Raw genomic sequence first — 20,980 nt, 5'->3', positions numbered from 1 at the left:
GCAAAGGTAAGCCGCTACGCCCGAATCGTCTGCACAAAGGCCCGAATGCCTTCGGGCGAGGTGCCCTTTTCAGCCAGATGCCGGATGAACGCGCTACCCACGAGGGCGCCATTAGCATATTGACTGGCGGTATCGAAGGTCTCGTGGTCCTTGATACCGAACCCAATCAGGCGGGGGTTGCGAAGACGCATGGCTTCAATACGCTCAAAATAAGCCTGCATCGTGTCGCTAATGCCCGTTACCGAGCCGGTAATGCTCGCCGACGAAACCATATAAATAAAACCATCTGATTCCGCGTCGATGTGCCGAATACGGCCTTCCGCCGTTTGGGGCGTAATCATGTTGACATTTACAAGGCCATATTCGCGGAAGACAGGCGCGTAATCGGTTAAGAATAAATCCAGCGGCAGGTCAGGCAGGATAACCCCATCGACGCCTACTTCCTGGCACTTGCGGCAGAAATTTTCCACTCCGAATTGCAATACCGGATTAATATAGCCCATCAGCAGAATGGGAAAGGTAACCGGAGTGCCAGCCGTATCGTTCCGGCAGTTGGCTAATTGGGCAAACAGCGTTTTCAGCGACATGCCATTATCCAGCGCCTTGCCATTACTCTGCTGAATGGTTTCGCCATCGGCAACCGGGTCGGAGTAGGGCATTCCGATTTCAACAAAATCAACGCCAGCCGCCTGCAAGCCTCGTAATATGGGCACGGTGTCATTAAGATTGGGAAATCCGGCTGTAAAATAGACACTCAGCAACCGTTCGCGTTGGCGGGTGAAGAGGTCGGTGATGCGGTTTTGGGTAAGTGTCATTGAAGGTGCTTTGAATACGTACTTAAATCTTTATCACCCCGTCCCGACAGGCAAACCACGACGACATCTTTGGGCTGAAGGTTCATTTTGGGTAGTGCCGCCAGCGCGTGAGCGGTTTCGAGAGCGGGAATGATGCCTTCGAGTTTGCTCAACTCAAAACCGGCTTGCAACGCTTCGTCGTCGGTGATGGCGTAGAAATCGCCCCGGCCCGACTCGAACAGGTGTGCGTGGAGCGGACCGATGCCGGGATAATCCAGACCCGCCGAAATCGAGTACGGTTCAGTTACCTGACCGTCTTCGGTTTGCATCAGGATGGTGCGGCTTCCGTGCAACACACCCGGCTTACCCAGGGCCGTTGTTGCCGCCGAATGCCCCGATGTGATTCCCTGTCCGGCCGCTTCAGCCGCGACTAAGCGAACCGATGGCTCGTTGAGGTAATGATAGAACGCTCCGGCGGCATTGCTTCCACCACCCACACAAGCTACCACATAATCTGGGTTTTCGTGGCCGGTTTTGGTGAAAAGCTGCTTTTTGATTTCTTCGGAAATAACCGACTGAAACCGCGCAACCATATCCGGGTAGGGGTGAGGGCCAACGACCGAGCCAATGATGTAATGCGTATCGACCGGGTTGCTAATCCAGTGGCGCATGGCTTCGTTCGTGGCATCTTTGAGCGTTTTGCTACCCGACGTTGCCGGAATAACCGTTGCACCAAGCATGTGCATCCGGGCTACGTTTGGCTGCTGACGTTCCATGTCGATACTGCCCATGTACACGATGCACTCCAACCCCATCAGGGCGCAGACCGTTGCCGTTGCCACGCCATGCTGACCCGCTCCGGTTTCGGCCACGATTCGTTTTTTGCCGAGCCGCTGCGCCACCAGAATCTGCCCAATGGTGTTGTTGACTTTATGCGCTCCGGTATGGCACAAATCCTCGCGCTTGAGATACACCGTTGCGCCGACCTGCGCCGATAATCGTTTCGCCAGAAACAAGGGCGTCGGCCGCCCAACGTAATCTTCGAGCAACTGCCAGAACTCAGCCTGAAACGCCGGGTCAGCTATAATCTGAAGGTAATTTTGGCGTAATTCTTCGACGTTTGGATAGAGCATTTCGGGGATGAACGCTCCACCAAAATGGCCGTAAAATCCTTTATCGGAGACCTCAAAAGAGGTTTGTGGTTCGAGGGTGGTTTGCATAATAATCAGTGGTACTGGCAATCAGTAGCTATTAGACAGCCAATCAAGCCGCCTGCTGTTGGTCTGTCGGTAGTTGAACAATCACCCCAACGTCTTTTAGTAATTCGGCTAATTCTTTAATATATTGATTGCGCCGGTCTGAAAATTCACGGATTTCAACCAAGTCCTTTTTAGGGAAAGACTGATGATAGGCAAGCGTTTCATTAATATGCCGAATTCGGTCGACCAAGCCCGCAATTCGGTCGTCTTGTTCTTCAGAAGTCAGGCTTTCTTTCATCGCTCAGATAGTCAATTCAATGAATCCTTTAGGGTATTTTTTACGTCCTATACTGGTGCCAAAATCATAAAGCCACTGAATCCGGCTGTATTTGTACCGAATTCGCTAGGAATGTGCCTCAGGATAAACAATTAACAAATACCCGTGAATCCCTTTTGTGTGGTCGTAGCGTGAACGACTAATTTCGTCAAACTCCTTCTCAAATTGTTCATGAATCTGATTGGGTATGAATGTTAACACATCGAAATCATTCGGATCAACTTTTCGAGTAACAAAACTGCCATCAATCCACTGCTTAAATCCTGCTGGTAGTAGCTCAGTTAAACGAGCATTATAGGCCAAATAAGTATCAAATAAACGCCGACGAGTCGTAGATGGTGAGAAGTTTTGTACAAATTCTTCTTCAAATAGATTGATGCTCAGCGGAATAGGGTCATATGGTTTAAGGTAACCATTTAAATCATACTCCAGCATCACACCGCTTCTTCCTCCCCAACAGGCCGCAACCGGGCAATTAACTCTTTCACTTTCGCGATATCTTTCACGCCGGGTGCGGTCTCGACCTGGCTATTCACGTCCACGCCGTAGAGTTTCATGCCTTTCAGCGCTTCCAACTGGTTGAGGTTATCCAAACCAATGCCGCCACTGATGAAAAACGGTTTCTCATTGTCGTAGCGATTCAGGATACTCCAGTCGAAGGTAACGCCGTTGCCGCCGGGCTGATCGCCTTTGGCATCGAACAGGAAAAAGTCGCACTGGGCTTTAAAGTTGTTCAGCATCGAGAAGTTAAATGACTCATCGACCCGAAACGCCTTGATGATGTTAATACCCCGGTTTCGCAAACTCCGGCAATACTCCGGTGTTTCGTTCCCGTGTAGCTGCACATACTGAAAATCGTATTTTTTGACACTCCGCAGAATCAAATCCGGGCTGGCGTTCACAAACACACCCACCTTCCGAATCGGCCGGGGTAAGGATTTTACGGCAGCTTCGTCTAAGTCTTCACCCACAAAGCGGGGCGACTGGTCGTAGAAAATAAACCCAACAAAATCGGGATTCAGGGCGGCAATCTCTTTCAGATTTTCGGCGTCGCGTAGACCGCACACTTTGATTTTCATGAGTCAGGCAAGTTTAAAGGTGGGCATTCTTGATTGAAAGTCGGTTACTAATGTTTGTAAAGCCGCAGCCGGGTCGTCGGTTTTCATGAAGGCTTCGCCAATCAGAAACCCATCGAAACCGGCCCGGAATAAGGTTACCATCGTATCGGCATCGTGCAGACCGCTTTCGGTAATCTTAGCGAAACTGTCGGGAATACGCTCCACCAACCGCAGCGACGTGTCAATGGATGTCGTGAAGGTTTTCAGATTTCGGTTGTTAACACCCACTAAATCAACGCTGTGCGTCAGGCTTTGGTCTAACTCGTCTTCGTCGTGGACTTCGAGCAGCACCTGCAAACTCAGATCATGAGCCTGTACGCTCAGTTCGGCGACTTCGGCGGGGGTCAGGCAGGCGGCAATGAGCAGCACAACATCGGCCCCCCAGGCTTTGGCTTCGAGGAGTTGATACCGGTCGATGATAAAATCTTTACGCAGAATGGGCGTTTCGGGGTTCGCCAGCCTCGCAGCCAGCAAATCGGCGGGCGTTCCGCCAAAAAACGGCTCGTCGGTCAGCACCGACAGCACAGCCGCGCCCGCCCGCACGTAGCCCTGGGTGGTTTCGGACACATCGGCCCGGTCGTTAATAATACCTTTGGAGGGCGACTTGCGTTTGAACTCCGCGATTATACCCGTCGAACGAAAATCCTGAACCGCGTCGCGGGCTGACAGGCACTGGCGCCTGAAGTCGGGCATTTGTTCCAGCACCGATACCGGGGTGGCCTCTCTTCTCCGGGCTACTTCAAGTCGCTTTTGGGCAATAATTTCGTCAAGAATTGTCATGCTATCAACTTCTTAAAACACGCCAGCGCCCGGCCGCTTTCTAACGATTCACGAGCCAGGGCAACAGCCTCTTCACGTGTTTGAGCCTTCTCAGCAGCCAAAAGGGCCATGGCGGAATTGGCTAAAACAGCCTGTTTCTGGGCAGGGGTTGCTTCGTCGTTCAGCACATCCATGAATATCTGTGCAGACTCGTCCAAGTTATGTCCACCTGCCAGCGATTCAGGAGTTAGCCTACTCATTCCCAACTGTTCCGGCTCCAGAACCTGCTCCGTCTGATTCGTGATGACTTTAAACGGACCCGTTAGCGAAATCTCGTCGTACCCATCCAGCGCGTGCAGAATCATAAACTGCTTATCGGTTTGCTGATAAAGGTACGCATATAATCGGGCCAATTCAAGACTGAACACGCCAACAAGCTGTTTAGCGGGCTTTGCTGGGTTAATCATTGGACCGAGCACGTTGAAAAAGGTTTTCACGCCGAGGTCTTTTCGGATGGGCGCAACGTTCTTCATGGCAGGGTGAAACAGGGGTGCGTGCAGAAAACAAATTCCCGCCGTTTCCATCTTTCGCTGCAACTCGCCTACGTCGCTGGTGAACTGATAACCAAGTCGTTCCATCACCGTCGATGACCCCACCAGCGACGAAACGCCATGATTGCCGTGCTTGGCCACGCATTGCCCCGCTCCGGCCACCACAAACGACGACAGCGTTGAGATGTTGAAGGTGTCTTTGCCGTCGCCCCCGGTGCCGCAAAGGTCCATTGGGTCGTAGGCAGCGAGGTCAACGGGCAGGCAGAGTTCGAGCATCGCATCGCGGAAGCCTTCCAGTTCTTCGAGCCGAAGACTCCGCATCATGTAAACTGTTAAGAACGAGGCAATTTGGGCGGGGTTATACTCGCCCCGACCAATACCCAGCAGCACTTCACGCGCCTGCTCTTTGGTGAGGTATTTGTATTCAAAAAGATGATTTAAGATTGCTTTCATCCTGAAATGTGAAAAAACGCATGGTTTATAATTGACGAAGGCGCATCATTTGGTTGGCCCCTTTTTGAAAATGATAATCGACATTAAGTACCTCTACCCGAATCCCCTCTGTCTCACAAACATGCCTGACAGTTTGCAGGTAAGGCGATGGCTGGCCGTTTAGCGAGAGCAGCGGGAAAATACGAACTTCCTTGGCTACCCGGCTTAGCTCCCGAATGGATGCCAGATGAAACGATTCCGACAATTGCTCAGAATACAGAAAAAGCAGATGTGAACAGAGTGCCAGGTCAAACGACTGGTTGGCGTAAGGCAATTTGGGCAATGCATACGCCTGATAACGACCTTGTTGCTGACCAGTTTCGTAATCGTCCAGAAACCGATTCATAGCCTTCATACGTTCCTGTCCCAGTTGGTCGGGGTTCTGAAAGGTTGTCCAGTTATAGCGGTCTTTATTGTTGTGTACTTGTGCAATTACCGTTTGGTAGGTATCGTTAATGCATTTTGTCAACGACTGCCTTGAAAATTGATAAATAGGGTCAACAGACACAACAGAATGACCAGACGCTATCATTTCGGCGTTAAAGCTGGCCGGACCATCCCCTACGCCCAGTATCTGTTTCGTCATATCAGCGTCAGTGAGGACGAACATGTGCCCATATTCGTCCAGCGTCCGGCCCCAGGGAACCACTTCGTTTAACATCATAACGACAACCAGTTTTGAATCATCTTCACGCCATTTTCGGTCAATACCGACTCAGGGTGGAATTGCAGACCCCGCACGTCATGGCGCGTGTGCGACAGTCCCATTATGCGCCCATGATCGTCTACTGCCGTAATGCGGAGGTCGGCGGGGATTGAGTCAGGAATGACCGTCCAGGAATGGTAGCGGCCAACGGTCAGTTCGTCGGGAATGTCGGTGAAGAGCTGTTCGGAGCGGTCGATGATGGTGGCCCGGTGCGCCACGCCATGCAGCACATCGCCGAGGTTTTCGAGAGTGGCTCCGTATACTTCGCCAATGCCCTGATGACCGAGGCAGATGCCCAAAATACTTTTCGTGGGGCCGTACTCGCGCACTACCTCCTGCATAATACCCGCTTCGGATGGGATGCCCGGCCCCGGCGACAGCATGATTTTGTCATACTGCCCAACAGCGTCGAGCGCAATTTTGTCGTTCCGAATGACATCCGGTTTCTGTCCCAGCTCCCGCAGTATATAGACGAGGTTGTAGGTGAACGAGTCGTAGTTATCTAAGACTAAGAGTTTCATAATAAATGCAGAATGGATAATGGTTCGCAATGCCTGGATGAATTATAGATTGAGCATTATACATTATTCATTAAATTTCTTTTGCCTGTTCAATCGCCATCCGAAGGGCGGCTAATTTGTTGTGAACTTCCTGCACTTCGCTTTCTACCACCGATTTGGCAACCACCCCGGCCCCGGCCTGATAGTAGAGCGTGTTGTCTTTGCTCATAAACGTCCGAATCATAATGGCATGGTTAAACTCGCCATCGAAGCCCATATAGCCAATGCTGCCCGAATAAAAGCTGCGGCTTAGGTTCTCATAGCGGTCGATGAGCTGCATGGCCATGTGCTTGGGCGCACCCGAAAGTGTACCCGCCGGGAACGTTTCGGCTACGATTTGCAGCGGGTCGGCGGTTTCGGTCAGGTCGCCAACGACTTTCGAGACGAGGTGAATCACGTGGGAGTAATATTGTACTTCCTTAAAGGTCTCGACGTTCACGACGTTGCAGTTGCGGCTGAGGTCGTTGCGGGCGAGGTCGACCAGCATCACGTGCTCCGCTGATTCTTTGGGGTCGTCGTAGAGTTTCTGGGCCAGTTCGGCATCGTGGATATCGTCGCCGGTACGCCGGAACGTGCCCGCAATCGGGTAAATCGTGGCTTTGCGGTCTTTCACGACAATCTGCGATTCGGGCGAGGAACCGAAGAGTTTATAATTACCGTAATCGAAATAGAACAGATAGGGGGAAGGGTTCAGCGACCGTAATGCCCGGTAAACATTGAATTCATCACCCACGAATGGAGTTGAAAACCGGCGCGACAGCACAATCTGAAACACGTCGCCCCGGTGGCAGTGGTCTATGCCCTTTTGAATAACCGCACTGAAGGCATCATCTGTGAAGTTCGATTGTTCCGGCCCCGCTGTGCTGAACGTATACGTAGGATAGTTCCGGCTGGTAATCAGGTCGCTAATATAGTCGAGGCTGCTTTCCGGTTCGGCGTCGCCATTGCGGAGGTAGTTGTGCTCGAATAAGTGCAGTTCATCTTTGAAGTGGTTGATGGCCAGCACGTAGCGATACACCGTGAAAACGGCCGCCGGTATCTGGTTTTCGGTTGGCACCGGGGCGTGGAGGGTAATATCCTCGAAACTCTGGACGGCGGGGTAGGCAAAATAGCCGAATAACCCATTGGTAATAAACGGAAACAGGGCTTTCTCGTGCTGAAAACTGTCTTTGAACTGTTGTAAAGCACCCTGCATGTCGTGGACGGGCAGTTGGCTGGTTTGCTCATCGCCCCCCGGCATCTTTATCGTCAATTGCCCATTTGCATACGAGAACCGCGAAACGGGGTCGAAGGCGATGTAGGAAAAACTGTTGTCGTTGCCGTGATAATCGGAACTTTCGAGCAGAATGCTGTTCAGAAAACGGTCGCGGATACGCAGGTAAATGCTCACCGGCGTGATGATGTCGGCCAGCATTCGTTTGTGGCGGCTGACGACGCGGTAGGTGGTTGGTGTAAGGGTTGGCATAGTATTTTTGTCCTGCTGACGAAGGAAGCATCTTCGGTAGTGGCTAACTAACTAATGCCGTGCGAGAAGATGCTTCCTTCGTCAGCAGGACAAAAACAAAAAAATAAGGCTCACCGGGATGACGGTGAGCCTTTTATCGTGTTGGTATAAACACAAAGCGGCAACCTCATCCCTGTTGGGAGAAGTGCCACCACCAAATGTTGTTTGTTACTGTATTATTCATCGTTTCAGAAATTCTTGTAGCGGGGAGCGGGATCAAATTTCAAACGTAGACCACTACCACACTGATAATTCTTGTTGTCGGGGTGGCGGGATTCGAACCCACGACCTCTACGTCCCGAACGTAGCACGCTACCAGGCTGCGCTACACCCCGAATCAGGGCACAAAGATAAACTGTTTGTTTTAGTTTGGTCAACCTCCCCCTACTTTTTTCTGAATGAAATCGGTGAGCGCATCCGGCACTTCCCACGGTAACAGATGGCCGGCTCCTTCAATAACGTCAAGTGTCGAGTTTTTTAGGTAGGGCAGGACCAGGCGGGTTTGTACATTGGGGGGCAATGCACGGTCCCCGGAGCCAGCGACAATCGCGATTGGAACGTTAATCGTTGCCAGTCGCGCTGAAATGTCTTCTCTGCTGCCTGAGAGTAACCAGGCATCCCAGGCTGATTTTGAAGTCCGTACATCATCGGTAATAATTTGCTCTTTTATCTCCGCAGAGACGGGTTTCACCACAATTTTTTCAAAGGTCTGTTCGGCGGCCGACCACTGCCCAAACCCTTGCAGCAACTTCTGTCGCTCATCGTCCGGAATGGGTTCGGGAACGGGGGGAGAGGGTGATACCAGTAGTAACGATTGGAGACCAACCGGTTGGCGGGATGCCAGTGCCAAAGCAACTTTGCCGCTCATCGAATGGCCAATTAGTACAAAGGCCTGAATGGGTAGGACACGAATCAGGTCCGCGATGTCATCGGCCATGTCGTCCACAGAATAGCCTGTTTCCGGTGCACCCGAATCGCCATGCCCGCGTAAATCGACGGCGATGCAATGATATTGACTGGCGAGTTGACCCATAACCCCTTGCCACTCTAAGGCTGAACCGCCAAAATAATGCAGAAACACCAGTGTCAGCGGGCCGCTGCCTTGTTCCAGTATATTCAGGTTGATGCCGTTTGCGGTGTATTTCATCAAACCTGAACTTTTAGCTGGGCCGGGCGGTCGGTTAGTTCGAGCATTTCACCGTGTGGGACGATGGTTATCTGCCCAAATTCCTTCAAAATATTCTTGTAAGCTTCGGCTACGAGTCGGGGTTTACGGTCGAGGTCGTACAAACCACAGGCATTAACGTTGTTGTTTAGCTCACCTAATTGCGAATCCCAGTCAATCTGGTCAATCAGGCTGTACCACGTAAAGCCCAGGACCGGCACTCCATCCCGGCGCATTTTCATAACCCCAACCCACTGTTTATAAAGCCAGATGGGCGCCTGGTCAGCCTCAAATACGTTGGTTTCTGTGTGCATGACCGGCACCCGGTAACGTTCGTAATACTCTTTAGTGATTTCGTACCAGCCCAGCACGTCCATCGAGGTCTGAAGGGAGCCATCGGCCAGCTTGATGCGTTCATTGCGACCGTAATAATCATTGCCCATGATCTGGTAGCCGGGGGGCTTGCCCTTCATAAACCAGCCGTATTCTTCACGGCTCATGCCATTGTCTAACAAGTACATGCCAACCGTTGCCGACGGGGGATTGGCATATAACAAGTCCAGCGACAAAAACCGCAGTTCATTTTCTAAAGCCACTTGTGGCGAGGGCGTAGCATAAAGTTCATGCGTAAACTCGGCACTCTCACTTTGCACAATCACGCAGTCGTTCCGGTATTTGGCAATTTGCTGCGTACCCATAATACTGGCTGCCACGCAGTGTTTCAGGGCCGTTACAAACCCTTTGTCGGTTTTTAGCTGCTCGTTCCAGACGCCATCTTTGGCGCTGATTCGGGCGGTTACGTAGATCTCATTGACGGGCGTGTAGAACCGAACCCAGGGGTATCGTTTGGCGACAGCTTCGGCATAGTCGGCAAAGTGAATTGGTAGTTCAGGGTTCTGAAAGTTCTCAATCCAGTCGGGCACGCCGAAGTGCATCAGGTCCAGAATGGGCGTGATGCCCAGCCGCTTGATTTCGGCCATGGCTTCGTCGGCGAAACTCCAGTCGAATTTACCTGGTGCCTTATGAATACTGTAATAGGGCAGTCCATACCGCAATACATTCAGACCCAATTCTTTTACAAGCCCGAGGTCTTCTTTATATCGGTCATAATGATTGCACTCACGCAGCAAATCCCGCCGAACTTTACCTTTCTGAATGGTTGGATACGAGCATTCGATGCCCGTTGCAAACATGAAGTTGCCCGGATTTTTCTCGGGTAGACCGCTGCCGTCGTGGCCACCCGCTCCGCCGAACTGGTCGCCTTCGTAGTTACCATCGCCGAACTTTTTTTTGATGAGATTGAGGAAGTTCATAGGTCTTAAAGAGTGAAAGAGCGAAAGAGTGAAAGAGTGAAATGAGGCATGTCAACCGGAATGCCGGACCACACTCTTTCGCTCTTTCACTCTTTCGCTCTTTAGAAATTGGTCGGCGGTGCGGAGCGAGAGGGCCATAATAGTTAAGGCCGGATTAACGCTTAGCGCACTCGGAAACGTTGAATTATCACTGATGTATAAATTCGGAATGTCGAATGACTGCCCATCGGGGTTCACAACGGCGGTGCTGGCATTGGTTCCCATTCGGCAGGTGCCAATAACGTGAGCATTACGCGGAAAGGCCCAGACGTTTTTGGCACCGGCTGCAACCCAGATGTCGCGCATGAGTGTGTCGGCATGAGCCGTCATTCGGTTTTCATTATAACCGTTTGAGAAATAAATACGGGGTTTAGGCAGGCCCCGGTTGTCTTTTTCGTCCGACAATTCCAGGTAATTATGGCTGTAAGGCAGGCAGTCGCCCAGAATGTTTATACCGGCAACATGATTGTAAGCTAAAGCCGCCTGTTTCAACGCCTGCCCCCACAGTCCCCGTCCCCGCGCCATCTGACTCAGGTACGTTACGGGCATGACTCCAATGGACTGAAGCAAATAGCCACCGGCAAAATCAGCCTGTCGGATGGCCGCGCCCGTGCCGGGCCGGTGTGTGTCTTCCGAAATCAGAGCGCCGGGAATGCCTTTGTAGGGCCGAACGTCTTCATCAAATTCACCCCAGATTTGCAGGGCAGTATGCGCCATTAAATTTTGCCCAACCTGACCGCTACTATTGGCTAAGTCATTCAGCAGCAATAAGCGGGCTGTTTCAATGGTTCCGGCACAGAGAAATACATACCGACACCGTTGCCGCTCTTCCTGCCCATTTCGGATGTAAACAACCTCGCTGATTTTCCCCGAAGCGTTTTTGACCAACTGGGTAACGAAACTTTCCGGGCGAACTTCGGCTCCGTAGCGCATTGCCAGCGGAATATAGGTAACGTCCATACTGGCTTTGGCGCCAGTGCTGCAACCCGCCTGGCAAAATCCCCGATTGGTACAGGCTAACCGGTGCCCAACGCCCTCCTGATAATAGTTTGCCGACAGAGCCGCGTTAGCCGCCGGAGATGTTTTTATACCCAATTCTCTACAGCCTCGTTCCATCAATTGCCCCGCCCCATTGATAGGAAGTGGCCCCAGCGCATACGCCTGTTTACGGGATGGTCCCCACGGGTAAAACGCCGGGCCGGAAACACCCAAAAACTGCTCAACTTCATCGTAATACGGCTCAATCTGCTCAAAACCAAATGGCCAGTCTTCACCGACGCCGAATTCGGTTCGGATGCGAAGGTCGTCGGGCTGTGCGCGGGGAGTATAGGCTGTATAATGCAGGGTTGAGCCGCCAACGCCTATCCCGGAATTGTTGTTGCCAAAAGGTAGTGGGTCCTTACCCGCGCTCAGACGTTCATCGTTCCAGAAAAGTTTGTCCTGCGCTTTCTCATCGGTCGCAAAATCACGAATCGGATTCCAGTGCTTACCCGCTTCGAGGGCGACTACACGCAGCCCCGCCCGCGCCAGCCGTGCCAGCAACGGCGCACCACCCGCACCCGTGCCGATTATAACAGCGTCAACGATTTCTGTAGTTGAGTAGGGCATTTTATTAATGAATAATGAATAATGTAGAATGGGTAATAAGAGGGGAGTGGGTACGGGTTAGTATAGCGCATTCATTGCATTGTTCATTATCCATTATTCATTCCGTATCGCTCTTTGGTTCGCGGTCTTCTACTTGATTTAAACCTATTCGTTGCCAGCCGGGGGCGTCGGCCATACCGACGTAGCCGATTTCTTCCTGCGCCAACGGATGGCTGTAGTAATTTTCAACGGCTTCGGCCAGCAATTCGCCAAAAAAGCGGTCGGCGGGAAGTTTCAGCCACGTCTGACCCGGTGCCTTCTGTTGTTGAATGGCTGCTAAAACCATATCCTGCTGTTCGCTAATAAGGTTTTGAAAGGGTTGTTGACACATCAATTGAGCGCTTTCATTGATGCCCTGCAGTCCCAGTTTATAGGCTTCTCCGTCGGCGGGCATGGTATCGTACCGCCAGCCGTTTGTCTTGTTTTGGGAAAGCCGTTCGTCAATGCCTCCCGCAATATCAATTCGTTGCGGGCGGTTGTCCTGCGGAATCAGGCGGTCGCAAATGGCTTGTAACAACATAAATTCATCTGCCGAGAGAAATGTCGGTTGGCGGGCTGACGAGTTTAATCGTTCGTTCAGGACCTGCCGGGTGACTTCGGTAACCTGGTCCGTATTGAGTAAGGCACGGACGGTGTTGGGGGGATACTTTTTGTGCATACGTTTTTTTGTCATGCTGACGAAGGAAGCATCTTAAAGTAGCCCGACTGACTCGTAAGGACGCCTAAAGATGCTTCCTTCGTCAGCATGACAAAAACTATATTATAAATCAAAAATCTACCCCAATTTTCCACCCGTCACTTCCACGATGCTGCCGGTCATAAAGCTGCCTTCGTTTGAAGCCAGCAGCACATAAGCGGGGGCGAGTTCTTCGGGTTGGCCGGGTCGGGCGAGGGCCACTTCATGCCCAAAGTTTTTGACTTCTTCTTCGGGCATAGTGGCTGGAATATTGGGTGTCCAGACGGGGCCGGGGGCTACGCAATTGACGCGGATGTTGCGTTTGCCCAACTGAATCGCCAGTGATTTCGTGAAGGAATGAATGGCTCCTTTCGTGGCGGTGTAGTCTACCAAAATCGGGTTGCCGACAATGCCGACGATGCTCCCTGTATTGACAATGGCATCCCCTTCGTGCAGATGCGGCAGGGCGGCCTGGGCCATGAAAAAATAAGCCAGAATATTGGTGTCGAAAGTTCGCCGGAGTTGTTCTTCGGTAATGTCTTCCAGGTTTTCCTGCGCCATCTGGTAGGCCGCATTGTTAACCAGAATATTCAGCTTGCCGTACTTCGCCACTGTTTGCTGAACAGCCTCCTGACAAGCCGCTGAACTTCGCACATCGGCCTGAATAACTAAGCACGACCGGCCTTTCGATTCCACCATTCGCTTTGTGTATTTGGCGTCGTCGGTGTTTTCGTTGTACACAATGGCCACGTCGGCTCCTTCCATCGCGAAAGCAATAGCAACGGCCCGGCCAATGCCCGAATCTGCGCCCGTAATGATGGCCACTTTGTCGGTGAGTTTACCCGCCGGTTTGTAGTTCGACAGGTCGCTGTCGGGGGCGGGGTCCATGTCGGACTGACGGGCGGGGTAGGGGAGTTTCTGGCCGGGGATTTCCCCGGATGTTGGTCTAAATTCAGTTTGACTCATAACGCTGATGATTGAAAAACAGCAGATTAGCTAAGAAGGTAAACCGTCTGTTTTCACTTTTGTTACGTCATAACCCTGAGAGGCATAATACCTTTTGAGTTGGAGGACGCATTGACAAAAACTGACTCATCACTCGAAAAGTTATCACAAAAGTCTAACCATTCTAAGGGGCTTATCCCGGTAGAAGAGGCTTATTGGTTCAGCGTCAGGTTGCCGCTTTTGGTGTAGCGAATCTCTTCTTCGGCCAGCATTTGCTTTAGGGTCTGGGCAAGGGCGTCGGCATCGGTTTGGGCGAAATAATGAGCAAGTTGCTTTGGCGATACGCCCGGCCCGTTAGCCAGCGCCACATAATCGCGCACCTGTTCCCGTACCGCTAACGACGCTTCCTGTGATTTTCTCTTCTTTTTCAGGCAGTTGTCACAAATGCCGCAGGCGTCGCCCGGTTTTTCGCCGAAATAAGCCTGCAGAAGCCGGGTGCGGCACTGGGTTGGGTGTTCGGTATAGATAGAAGCCGCCTGCACTTTCCGCATGGCCAACTCTTTCCGCCGATTCAGTTCCTGAGTATTGACCGGCAGCGAAGGGGCGTCATAGCGCGGGGTTAGAAACGTGAGTTGGGGTTTATCTTTCTGCTTTTCGTAGATGACCACATTGCGCTGGTGGAGTTGCTCCAGAAGGTTCACAATCTCCCCCTGGTTCAGCGAAAACGCTCGCGCCAGGGTTGATTCTGAAATAGTAAGGAAGTCCGTAAACAATTCACCACCGTATAGCCGCAGCAGCAATTTTAGAAATGAATCGAAACGCGGGTTTAGTACCTGAAATTCATATAACTGCCGGTTGTCCAGGGCAATGGCCAGCCGAGACGGGTGAAAATAGTTCTCGTTGAGTTGAATAAGTCCCTCTAACTGAAGCTGCTTAAGAGCGTAATGCGTTTCCTGCGAAGGCAGGCTGAAGGTAGCCGTAAACGCGCCGAGGTCGAAATCGTAACTGCTGAACTCGCCCCCGCCCACCGGCACCGCCGTATAATTGGCCAGCGCCTGATACACCCGGCGCAGCATCTCGACGGGCTGGTAGAGCTGCTCCGTCCGATACCGCAGGCTGTCGAGGTCGCCGGGCGTATACAGCATGACAGCATACGCTTTCTGACCGTCGCGTCCCGCCCGGCCTGCTTCCTGATAATAGGCTTCGAGCGAGTCGGGTACGTCTAAATGTACCACCACACGCACGTCGGGCTTGTCGATACCCATGCCAAAAGCATTTGTAGCGACCATTACCCGTGTCTGGTCCTGAATCCAGGCATCCTGCTTCTCGGCTCGTTGCTGGTTGGTCAGGCCAGCGTGGTAGAAATCGGCTGAAATGCCCTCTTTGGTGAGCCACTGCGCCACCTGTTGCGTTTGTTTTCGGCTGCGGACATACACGATGGCGGTGCCCGGCACATTTTGCAGCGCCCGCAACAGCCGCGACTGTTTATCTTCTTCCAGCACCGCCGAGTAGGACAGATTTGGGCGGGCGAAGGTTTGCCGGAATATAATAACCGACTCCTCTGGCTGGCTCACATCGACAGCCAGTTTGCCAGTAGGGCCACGCATCGCCAGTTTATCAACAATATCTTTTTGAACGTCGGGCGTGGCCGAAGCCGTTAGGGCAATGACGGGCGTTTCGGGGATGAGTTGCCGGAACTCAGCAATTTGCAGATACGGTGGCCGGAAATCATACCCCCAGGCCGAAATGCAGTGCGCTTCATCGACTGCCAGCAGGCAAACGGTCATTTGTTTGACACGCTCGATAACAATTTCGGTGCGGAGCCGTTCGGGGGAGACGTACAAAAATTTCAGGTTGCCGTAAATGCAATTGTCGAGCGTGGTGTCAATCTCGCGGTAGTGCATCCCTGAATAGATGGCCGCTGCCGGAATACCCCGCCGACGCAGTTGCTCAACCTGGTCTTTCATGAGCGCAATCAGGGGCGTTACCACAATGCAAACGCCTTTCATGGCCAGCGTGGGCACCTGAAAGCAGATGGACTTACCCCCGCCCGTCGGCATCAACACAAGGGCATCCTGCCGGGCCAGCACAGTATTGACCACATCCTCCTGCATGGGCCGGAAGCTATCGTATCCCCAAAACTGCTGTAGAATCTGCCGGACGGTCATTGACTAATTAGTATAATACCTGGTGTTGTTTAGGATTATAATAATTGGCTCCCTGGTGTTCGGCATGATGCGCCATCTCTTAAAACCAATCCAAAATTGAAAACCTAAACAACTTAACTAACAAGGTTTGTGCTGGGTCTGGTCAGGGTTGACGCTCGTTGACACTTTGACAAAGTTCTAAACTTTGTCAAAGTGTCAACGAGCGTCAACCCTGACCAGACAAATTTACGGCCTCGGAAAGACAAATCGGTGCAACAGGCGTTTTACGTTTATACATTCTCAACCAGTAACAGCAATAGCAATGATTCAGAAAGTTATTAAATCCGACCAGGAGTGGCGGGCGCAGCTCACACCCGAACAATACCGGGTTGCCCGGAGCAAAGGTACCGAACGGGCTTTTTCGGGCGAATATTGCGAAGCCCACGACCCCGGCACATATGCCTGCGTGTGCTGTGACACAGAATTATTCGAGTCGAAAACCAAATTTGAGTCGGGAACAGGCTGGCCGAGTTTCACCGAACCCATTGACGAAGAGCGCATTCGGTTAGAAAAAGACAACAGTTACGGCATGTCGCGGGTCGAGGTGCTGTGCAACATCTGCGACGCTCACCTCGGACACGTTTTTAACGATGGCCCTCCGCCAAACGGAATGCGCTATTGCCTCAATTCAGTATCGCTGGTGTTAAAGCGAGTCGCCGATGCGGAGTGAATTGCCCTCACCCCAACCCCTCTCCCGGAGGGCGAGGGGCTAAAAAGGTGCGTGGTAAAGCCCCTCGCCCTCCGGGAGAGGGGTTGGGGTGAGGGAATATTTTACTGTTATTCGGCTGATAATCGCATGTGGATAACGTAATTTGCCTTAATTATATCTGGGCAACTTGCTGAGCTGAACCGCTACCCGTGTGTATGAATTATTGGAATCTGACCAAACTGCTTTGTACAGTTGGGCTACTAAGTGCAAATCCGGGAGCCGCTCAGAAGGCCACAGTAGGTACACAGCCTTCGCCAGTCGATTACCCACGAACTTTTTCGGCACCTGCGTCTAAAATCAACTACTACAAAGCTGATTATAATGCACTTACGTCGGTGCCACCACCCGCCGGTTTTTTGAAAAAAAGAAGCCCGAACGGTCGCTTAGCTGCGCCAACTGCTCAGTTTATAGTTAGTTATAAAAATTTTACACCCGAAGCACAGCGGGCGTTTCAGTACGCGGTCGATATCTGGTCGACCCTGCTTGTGTCGTCGGTGCCAATCCGCATTCAGGCCAACTGGATTTCCCAGAAACCAAACCTGCTGGGTTCGGCGGGTCCGGCTTCGTATCAGTATGGCTTCGATGGGGCGCAGAAAGCCTATGCCTTTTACCCAATTGCCTTAGCCGAAAAAATTGCCCGGCGGCAACTAAACAACCCCGCCGACGCCGACATTGTCGCTGATTTTAACCGCAACACCGATTGGTACTATGGCACCGACGGGAAACCACCTAAAGGTCAGACTGACCTCGTGACGTCGGTATTGCACGAACTGGCTCACGGACTTGGGTTTATTGGTTTCTTTAGCGTTGAGGATGGCAAGGGCGACCAGGGCAATGGGCAATATCTGGCATCGCTGCCGTCAATTTATGACCATTTCATTGAAAACGGCCAGCGGCAACGGCTGGTGACGTCGCAAAAGGATTTTCCGAACAACTCCATTCCGCTAAACCGGCAACTCACGGGTGGTGATTTGTACCTGACTGGACCGGTTTTAAAACAAACAACGGGTCAGAAACTCAAAATTCACGCGAAAGCGCAATTCGACAAATCGACCAGTATCTACCATTTGAATGAAGATACCTATCCACCCGGCGATATCAATTCGCTCATGACGGCGCAGTTAGGGCTGGCCGAAGCCATTCACACGCCAGGACCGCTGGTGCTGCAATTTCTCTCCGACTTAGAATGGAAAACAACGTCGGTGCTGCACAACCCGCCGGTAAATACTGAAGAGGCAAAAGATTTTGTGTTTAGCGTTCGAGTCATTAGTGATACAACCCTGACAGCTAATTCGGTTCGGTTATTTTATCGGAAAAAATTACCGACGGCTACCGATTCGACAGCTACGGCGATTAACCTTGCACGCGTGGGTAGCACGGACGAATACCAGTTCACGCTACCCCTGGCACAGGCCCAGGGCGACATCTGGTATTATTTTCAGGCCCAGGATGCCTCGGGGCGACAGTTCACAAATCCGGGCAAACTGGCAACTGGGGCGCAAACCTGGCGCCATGTGCAGGTTGGACCGGATAATAGCCCGCCTGCTATTCTGTATAGCCCCGCCAAACGGACCATTTTCTCGACAACCGCAGCCGACAGTTTACCTATTTATGCCCGCATTGCCGACGACCGAAGCGGCATTGCCTCGGCCCGTGTTGAGTACCAGATTAATGGCATGACCCAGCCAGCCCTGACCTTGCAGTACAGTCGTTTAACGGTCAATAACACGACGTATGACAGTGTGTACGTGAATCGGATAAACTTTCCGGCCAACTCGCTTAAGGCCGGCGATAAGATTAGCTACCGAATTGTTGCACGAGACTCATCACGCGCTAAAAACCAGACCGTTAGTCCGGCAACGGGTTTTTATGAACTCACAGTTGTGCAACCTCAGGCCGTTCGTAATTATTATGAAAACACATTCAGTAGTGCCACTACCGCCAGCGATTTTGTGGGTAATGGGTTCAGTTTCACGACCACAACGGGCTTTTCTGACCTGGCCATTCACTCGGAGCATCCGTACCGCAACGGCAGCGACTTTCTGTTTCAGAGCAACTACGAGTATGTCTTGTTGGCGCCAATTCGGATTAACGCCAATCCCGACAGTGCGGTGATGCGCTTCGATGAAATTGTGCTGGTTGAGCCGGGCGATGCCGGAAGCCGGTTGGGCGATGCTACGTTCTATGACTACGTGATTGTTGAAGGGTCTGGCGATAATGGACGTACCTGGAAACCATTGCTCGATGCCTACACCGCCAATGATAAGCCGGAGTGGTCGACGGCCTATAGCAGCGATTTGGTGGCGGGCCAGTTTAACGAACGAAATTCAAAAGCCAACGGCTACCCGGCCATGTATCGGCGAAAGGAAATCAGGTTTCTAAAGCCCGGAAGCCCCTTTCGGGCGGGCGATCAGATTTTGATTCGGTTCCGATTGTTTGCCGACCAATTGGCCTACGGCTGGGGTTGGGCTATCGACAATTTGCAAATTCAACTCCCACCGCCAGCGCCCGTGCTGGGGACAGAACCAGTTGGTATTGGCACATTCGTTGTTTATCCGAATCCGGTTAACACTGGTTTGGTGCGTATGAAAGCTGAATTGACGAAGCCTCTATCAACCGTTTATCTGACGGTTGCCGGGGCAACAGGGCAGGTATTGCGGCAACTAACGCTGAAAAATACCGGTATGAAGGTGGACGAGCAATTGGATTTAAGTCAATTGCCAGCGGGATTATATTTCCTGCGCCTAAACGCCGACGATTCGGTGCAAACGCAAAAGGTTATCATTACGAAGTAAGAAATCAGGCAAAATTGGTTTGCATCGTATTGTTTGACCCCGCTGGGGTCAGATGTTTATAGTTATACCAGGGCTATACACATCTGACCCCAGCGGGGTCAAACAATACGATAAATAATAGTTTATCTCCATTCTGCATGACTACTTAATTTCAGCGCGTTCACATGAAGATCTCCTTTCTCTTCACATTTTGGTTGCTTGTCATTGGCTGCTCACCGGCCCGGCGCATCAGCCATGCCCTGCGAACGAAACCCATTTATACCGACCATTTCACCGGGGTTGCGCTCTATGATCCTGTCCGGCAAAAAGCACTGATTCAACACAACGCCGATAAACCGTTTACCCCCGCATCAAATACGAAACTGTTTAGCTTCTACGCGGGTCTGTTAACCCTGCCCGACTCGCTGCCTGTGCTTCGGTACGTTGTCCGAAAGGACTCACTGATTTTCTGGGGAACCGGAAACCCGCTCTTGCTGCATCCCGATTTGCCCGACACCACCGCACTGGCTTTTCTGCGCCAGCGACCCGAAAAACTGTTTTTTTCGGCGGCCAACTACGATGGTCCCCGTTTTGGACCGGGCTGGGCCTGGGACGATTACAACGACGATTACTCGCCTGAACTGGCTCCAATGCCTATCTACGGAAATGTGGTCCGTTTTCGTAACGGGCAGCAGGCTAATGCGGTTAGTCCGCGCCGATTCGTGGATAGCGTTCACGTAGCCACCAACGACAAGGCAGTGGGAGGGGTTCGCCGACGTGAATTCAGCAATCAGTTTGTGTGCCCGGCCACTGGGAAAACAGGGCGGCAGGATGTGCCCTTTCGGTGGTCGGCAGCCTTAGTGGCTCAGTTGCTGGCCGATACGCTGCACCGCGACGTGGGCGTTGTAACCTTGCCCGTTGCCCTCAATGCCCGCTTGCTGCGTGGTTCCTCCACCGACTCGCTCTACAAACGAATGCTTCAGGTAAGCGACAATCAATTTGCCGAACAGATTCTGTTTATGGCCTCGGCGGAGCGTAGCCCTGACCAACTTAACCCAATGGCAGAACGGCAACGAATGGCCGATTCGGTGTTGCACTATCCGGCGGCTTCGGCGAAGTGGGCCGATGGGTCGGGCTTGTCGCGGTATAACCTGTTTACGCCTACTGCGCTGATTGATTTACTGGGTCGAATTTGGGCGAAAGTGCCTCAGCAACGGCTGTTTGCGCTGTTGCCTGCCGCCGGGCAGTCGGGAACGCTGCGGAGCTTGGCCATAGACGGTGCACCGTATGTATTTGCTAAATCCGGCTCGCTGACCGGCGTTTATAACCTAAGTGGCTATGTGCTGACAAAACGCCGTAAAGTACTTTATTTCAGCATCATGCACAACAACTTCACCCAGCCCGTCAGCGAAATGCGCCGACGAACGGCGGAGTTGCTAAAGGAGATTCATGAGTGGTTTTAGTCAGGCCCTACCGGGTTGAAAT

The 20,980-nt window shown here is 52.1% G+C and carries 19 protein-coding genes and 1 tRNA gene; 3 read left to right on the top strand and 17 right to left on the bottom strand.

The window, feature by feature from the left end:
- Positions 1-14: 14 nt before the first annotated feature.
- The 17 genes from trpA to ACYVI1_RS27640 all read right to left on the bottom strand — a co-directional run bounded on the left by trpA (position 15) and on the right by ACYVI1_RS27640 (position 15,973).
- Positions 15-815, bottom strand: coding sequence for a tryptophan synthase subunit alpha (trpA, locus tag ACYVI1_RS27720; RefSeq protein WP_460914514.1), 801 nt, complete (start codon positions 813-815; stop codon positions 15-17).
- Complete coding sequence (gene trpB, locus ACYVI1_RS27715) at positions 812-2,014, bottom strand: tryptophan synthase subunit beta (RefSeq protein WP_460914512.1); 1,203 nt, start codon at positions 2,012-2,014, stop codon at positions 812-814. The genes trpA and trpB overlap by 4 nt, the downstream gene beginning before the upstream one ends.
- Before the next feature lie 43 nt (positions 2,015-2,057).
- Positions 2,058-2,291 carry a hypothetical protein gene (locus ACYVI1_RS27710; protein ID WP_460914510.1) on the bottom strand — a complete coding sequence of 78 codons (234 nt, stop codon included), beginning with the start codon at positions 2,289-2,291 and terminating at the stop codon, positions 2,058-2,060.
- Between the two features lie 105 nt (positions 2,292-2,396).
- Entirely contained in the window at positions 2,397-2,765 is a 369-nt protein-coding gene (locus ACYVI1_RS27705) for a DUF6932 family protein (protein WP_460914508.1), read from the bottom strand.
- Positions 2,765-3,409 (bottom strand): phosphoribosylanthranilate isomerase, encoded by a 645-nt coding sequence (locus ACYVI1_RS27700; protein WP_460914506.1) that lies wholly within the window; start codon positions 3,407-3,409, stop codon positions 2,765-2,767. The genes ACYVI1_RS27705 and ACYVI1_RS27700 overlap by 1 nt, the downstream gene beginning before the upstream one ends.
- A 3-nt stretch (positions 3,410-3,412) precedes the next feature.
- Positions 3,413-4,228 carry an indole-3-glycerol phosphate synthase TrpC gene (trpC, locus tag ACYVI1_RS27695; RefSeq protein ID WP_460914504.1) on the bottom strand — a complete coding sequence of 272 codons (816 nt, stop codon included), beginning with the start codon at positions 4,226-4,228 and terminating at the stop codon, positions 3,413-3,415.
- On the bottom strand, positions 4,225-5,211 hold the full coding sequence (gene trpD / locus ACYVI1_RS27690; protein WP_460914502.1) for an anthranilate phosphoribosyltransferase: 987 nt from the start codon (positions 5,209-5,211) through the stop codon (positions 4,225-4,227). Before trpD ends, trpC begins: the two co-directional genes overlap by 4 nt.
- A gap of 25 nt (positions 5,212-5,236) precedes the next feature.
- On the bottom strand, positions 5,237-5,914 hold the full coding sequence (locus tag ACYVI1_RS27685) for an SAM-dependent methyltransferase (protein WP_460914500.1): 678 nt from the start codon (positions 5,912-5,914) through the stop codon (positions 5,237-5,239).
- Positions 5,911-6,477 (bottom strand): anthranilate synthase component II, encoded by a 567-nt coding sequence (locus ACYVI1_RS27680; protein WP_460914498.1) that lies wholly within the window; start codon positions 6,475-6,477, stop codon positions 5,911-5,913. The genes ACYVI1_RS27685 and ACYVI1_RS27680 overlap by 4 nt, the downstream gene beginning before the upstream one ends.
- A 70-nt stretch (positions 6,478-6,547) precedes the next feature.
- Positions 6,548-7,981 carry an anthranilate synthase component I family protein gene (locus ACYVI1_RS27675; protein ID WP_460914496.1) on the bottom strand — a complete coding sequence of 478 codons (1,434 nt, stop codon included), beginning with the start codon at positions 7,979-7,981 and terminating at the stop codon, positions 6,548-6,550.
- 300 nt (positions 7,982-8,281) lie between these two features.
- Positions 8,282-8,355: transfer RNA gene (locus tag ACYVI1_RS27670), tRNA-Pro, on the bottom strand.
- 38 nt (positions 8,356-8,393) lie between these two features.
- On the bottom strand, positions 8,394-9,167 hold the full coding sequence (locus tag ACYVI1_RS27665; protein WP_460914494.1) for an alpha/beta fold hydrolase: 774 nt from the start codon (positions 9,165-9,167) through the stop codon (positions 8,394-8,396).
- Complete coding sequence (locus ACYVI1_RS27660) at positions 9,167-10,498, bottom strand: family 1 glycosylhydrolase (RefSeq protein ID WP_460914492.1); 1,332 nt, start codon at positions 10,496-10,498, stop codon at positions 9,167-9,169. Before ACYVI1_RS27660 ends, ACYVI1_RS27665 begins: the two co-directional genes overlap by 1 nt.
- Positions 10,499-10,549: 51 nt before the next feature.
- Entirely contained in the window at positions 10,550-12,145 is a 1,596-nt protein-coding gene (locus ACYVI1_RS27655; RefSeq protein WP_460914490.1) for a GMC family oxidoreductase, read from the bottom strand.
- Positions 12,146-12,242: 97 nt separating this feature from the next.
- Positions 12,243-12,842, bottom strand: a complete 600-nt coding sequence (locus tag ACYVI1_RS27650) for a gluconate 2-dehydrogenase subunit 3 family protein (protein WP_460914488.1) — start codon at positions 12,840-12,842, stop codon at positions 12,243-12,245.
- Between the two features lie 117 nt (positions 12,843-12,959).
- Positions 12,960-13,826 (bottom strand): glucose 1-dehydrogenase, encoded by an 867-nt coding sequence (locus ACYVI1_RS27645; protein WP_460914486.1) that lies wholly within the window; start codon positions 13,824-13,826, stop codon positions 12,960-12,962.
- Between the two features lie 191 nt (positions 13,827-14,017).
- Positions 14,018-15,973, bottom strand: a complete 1,956-nt coding sequence (locus ACYVI1_RS27640; protein WP_460914484.1) for a RecQ family ATP-dependent DNA helicase — start codon at positions 15,971-15,973, stop codon at positions 14,018-14,020.
- Positions 15,974-16,274: 301 nt separating this feature from the next.
- Between ACYVI1_RS27640 and msrB the strand changes: the two genes are divergently transcribed.
- The 3 genes from msrB (at position 16,275) to ACYVI1_RS27625 (ending at position 20,958) form a co-directional block, all read left to right on the top strand.
- A complete protein-coding gene (gene msrB / locus ACYVI1_RS27635) occupies positions 16,275-16,682 on the top strand; it encodes a peptide-methionine (R)-S-oxide reductase MsrB (protein ID WP_460914482.1) in 408 nt (135 codons plus the stop codon).
- Between the two features lie 194 nt (positions 16,683-16,876).
- Positions 16,877-19,516, top strand: a complete 2,640-nt coding sequence (locus ACYVI1_RS27630) for a T9SS type A sorting domain-containing protein (RefSeq protein ID WP_460914480.1) — start codon at positions 16,877-16,879, stop codon at positions 19,514-19,516.
- A 164-nt stretch (positions 19,517-19,680) separates the two neighbouring features.
- A complete protein-coding gene (locus tag ACYVI1_RS27625; RefSeq protein ID WP_460914478.1) occupies positions 19,681-20,958 on the top strand; it encodes a D-alanyl-D-alanine carboxypeptidase/D-alanyl-D-alanine-endopeptidase in 1,278 nt (425 codons plus the stop codon).
- Positions 20,959-20,980 lie beyond the last annotated feature (22 nt).

This window comes from Spirosoma areae (genome assembly GCF_054781775.1).
This window is presented reverse-complemented; position numbering and strand designations above follow the sequence as displayed.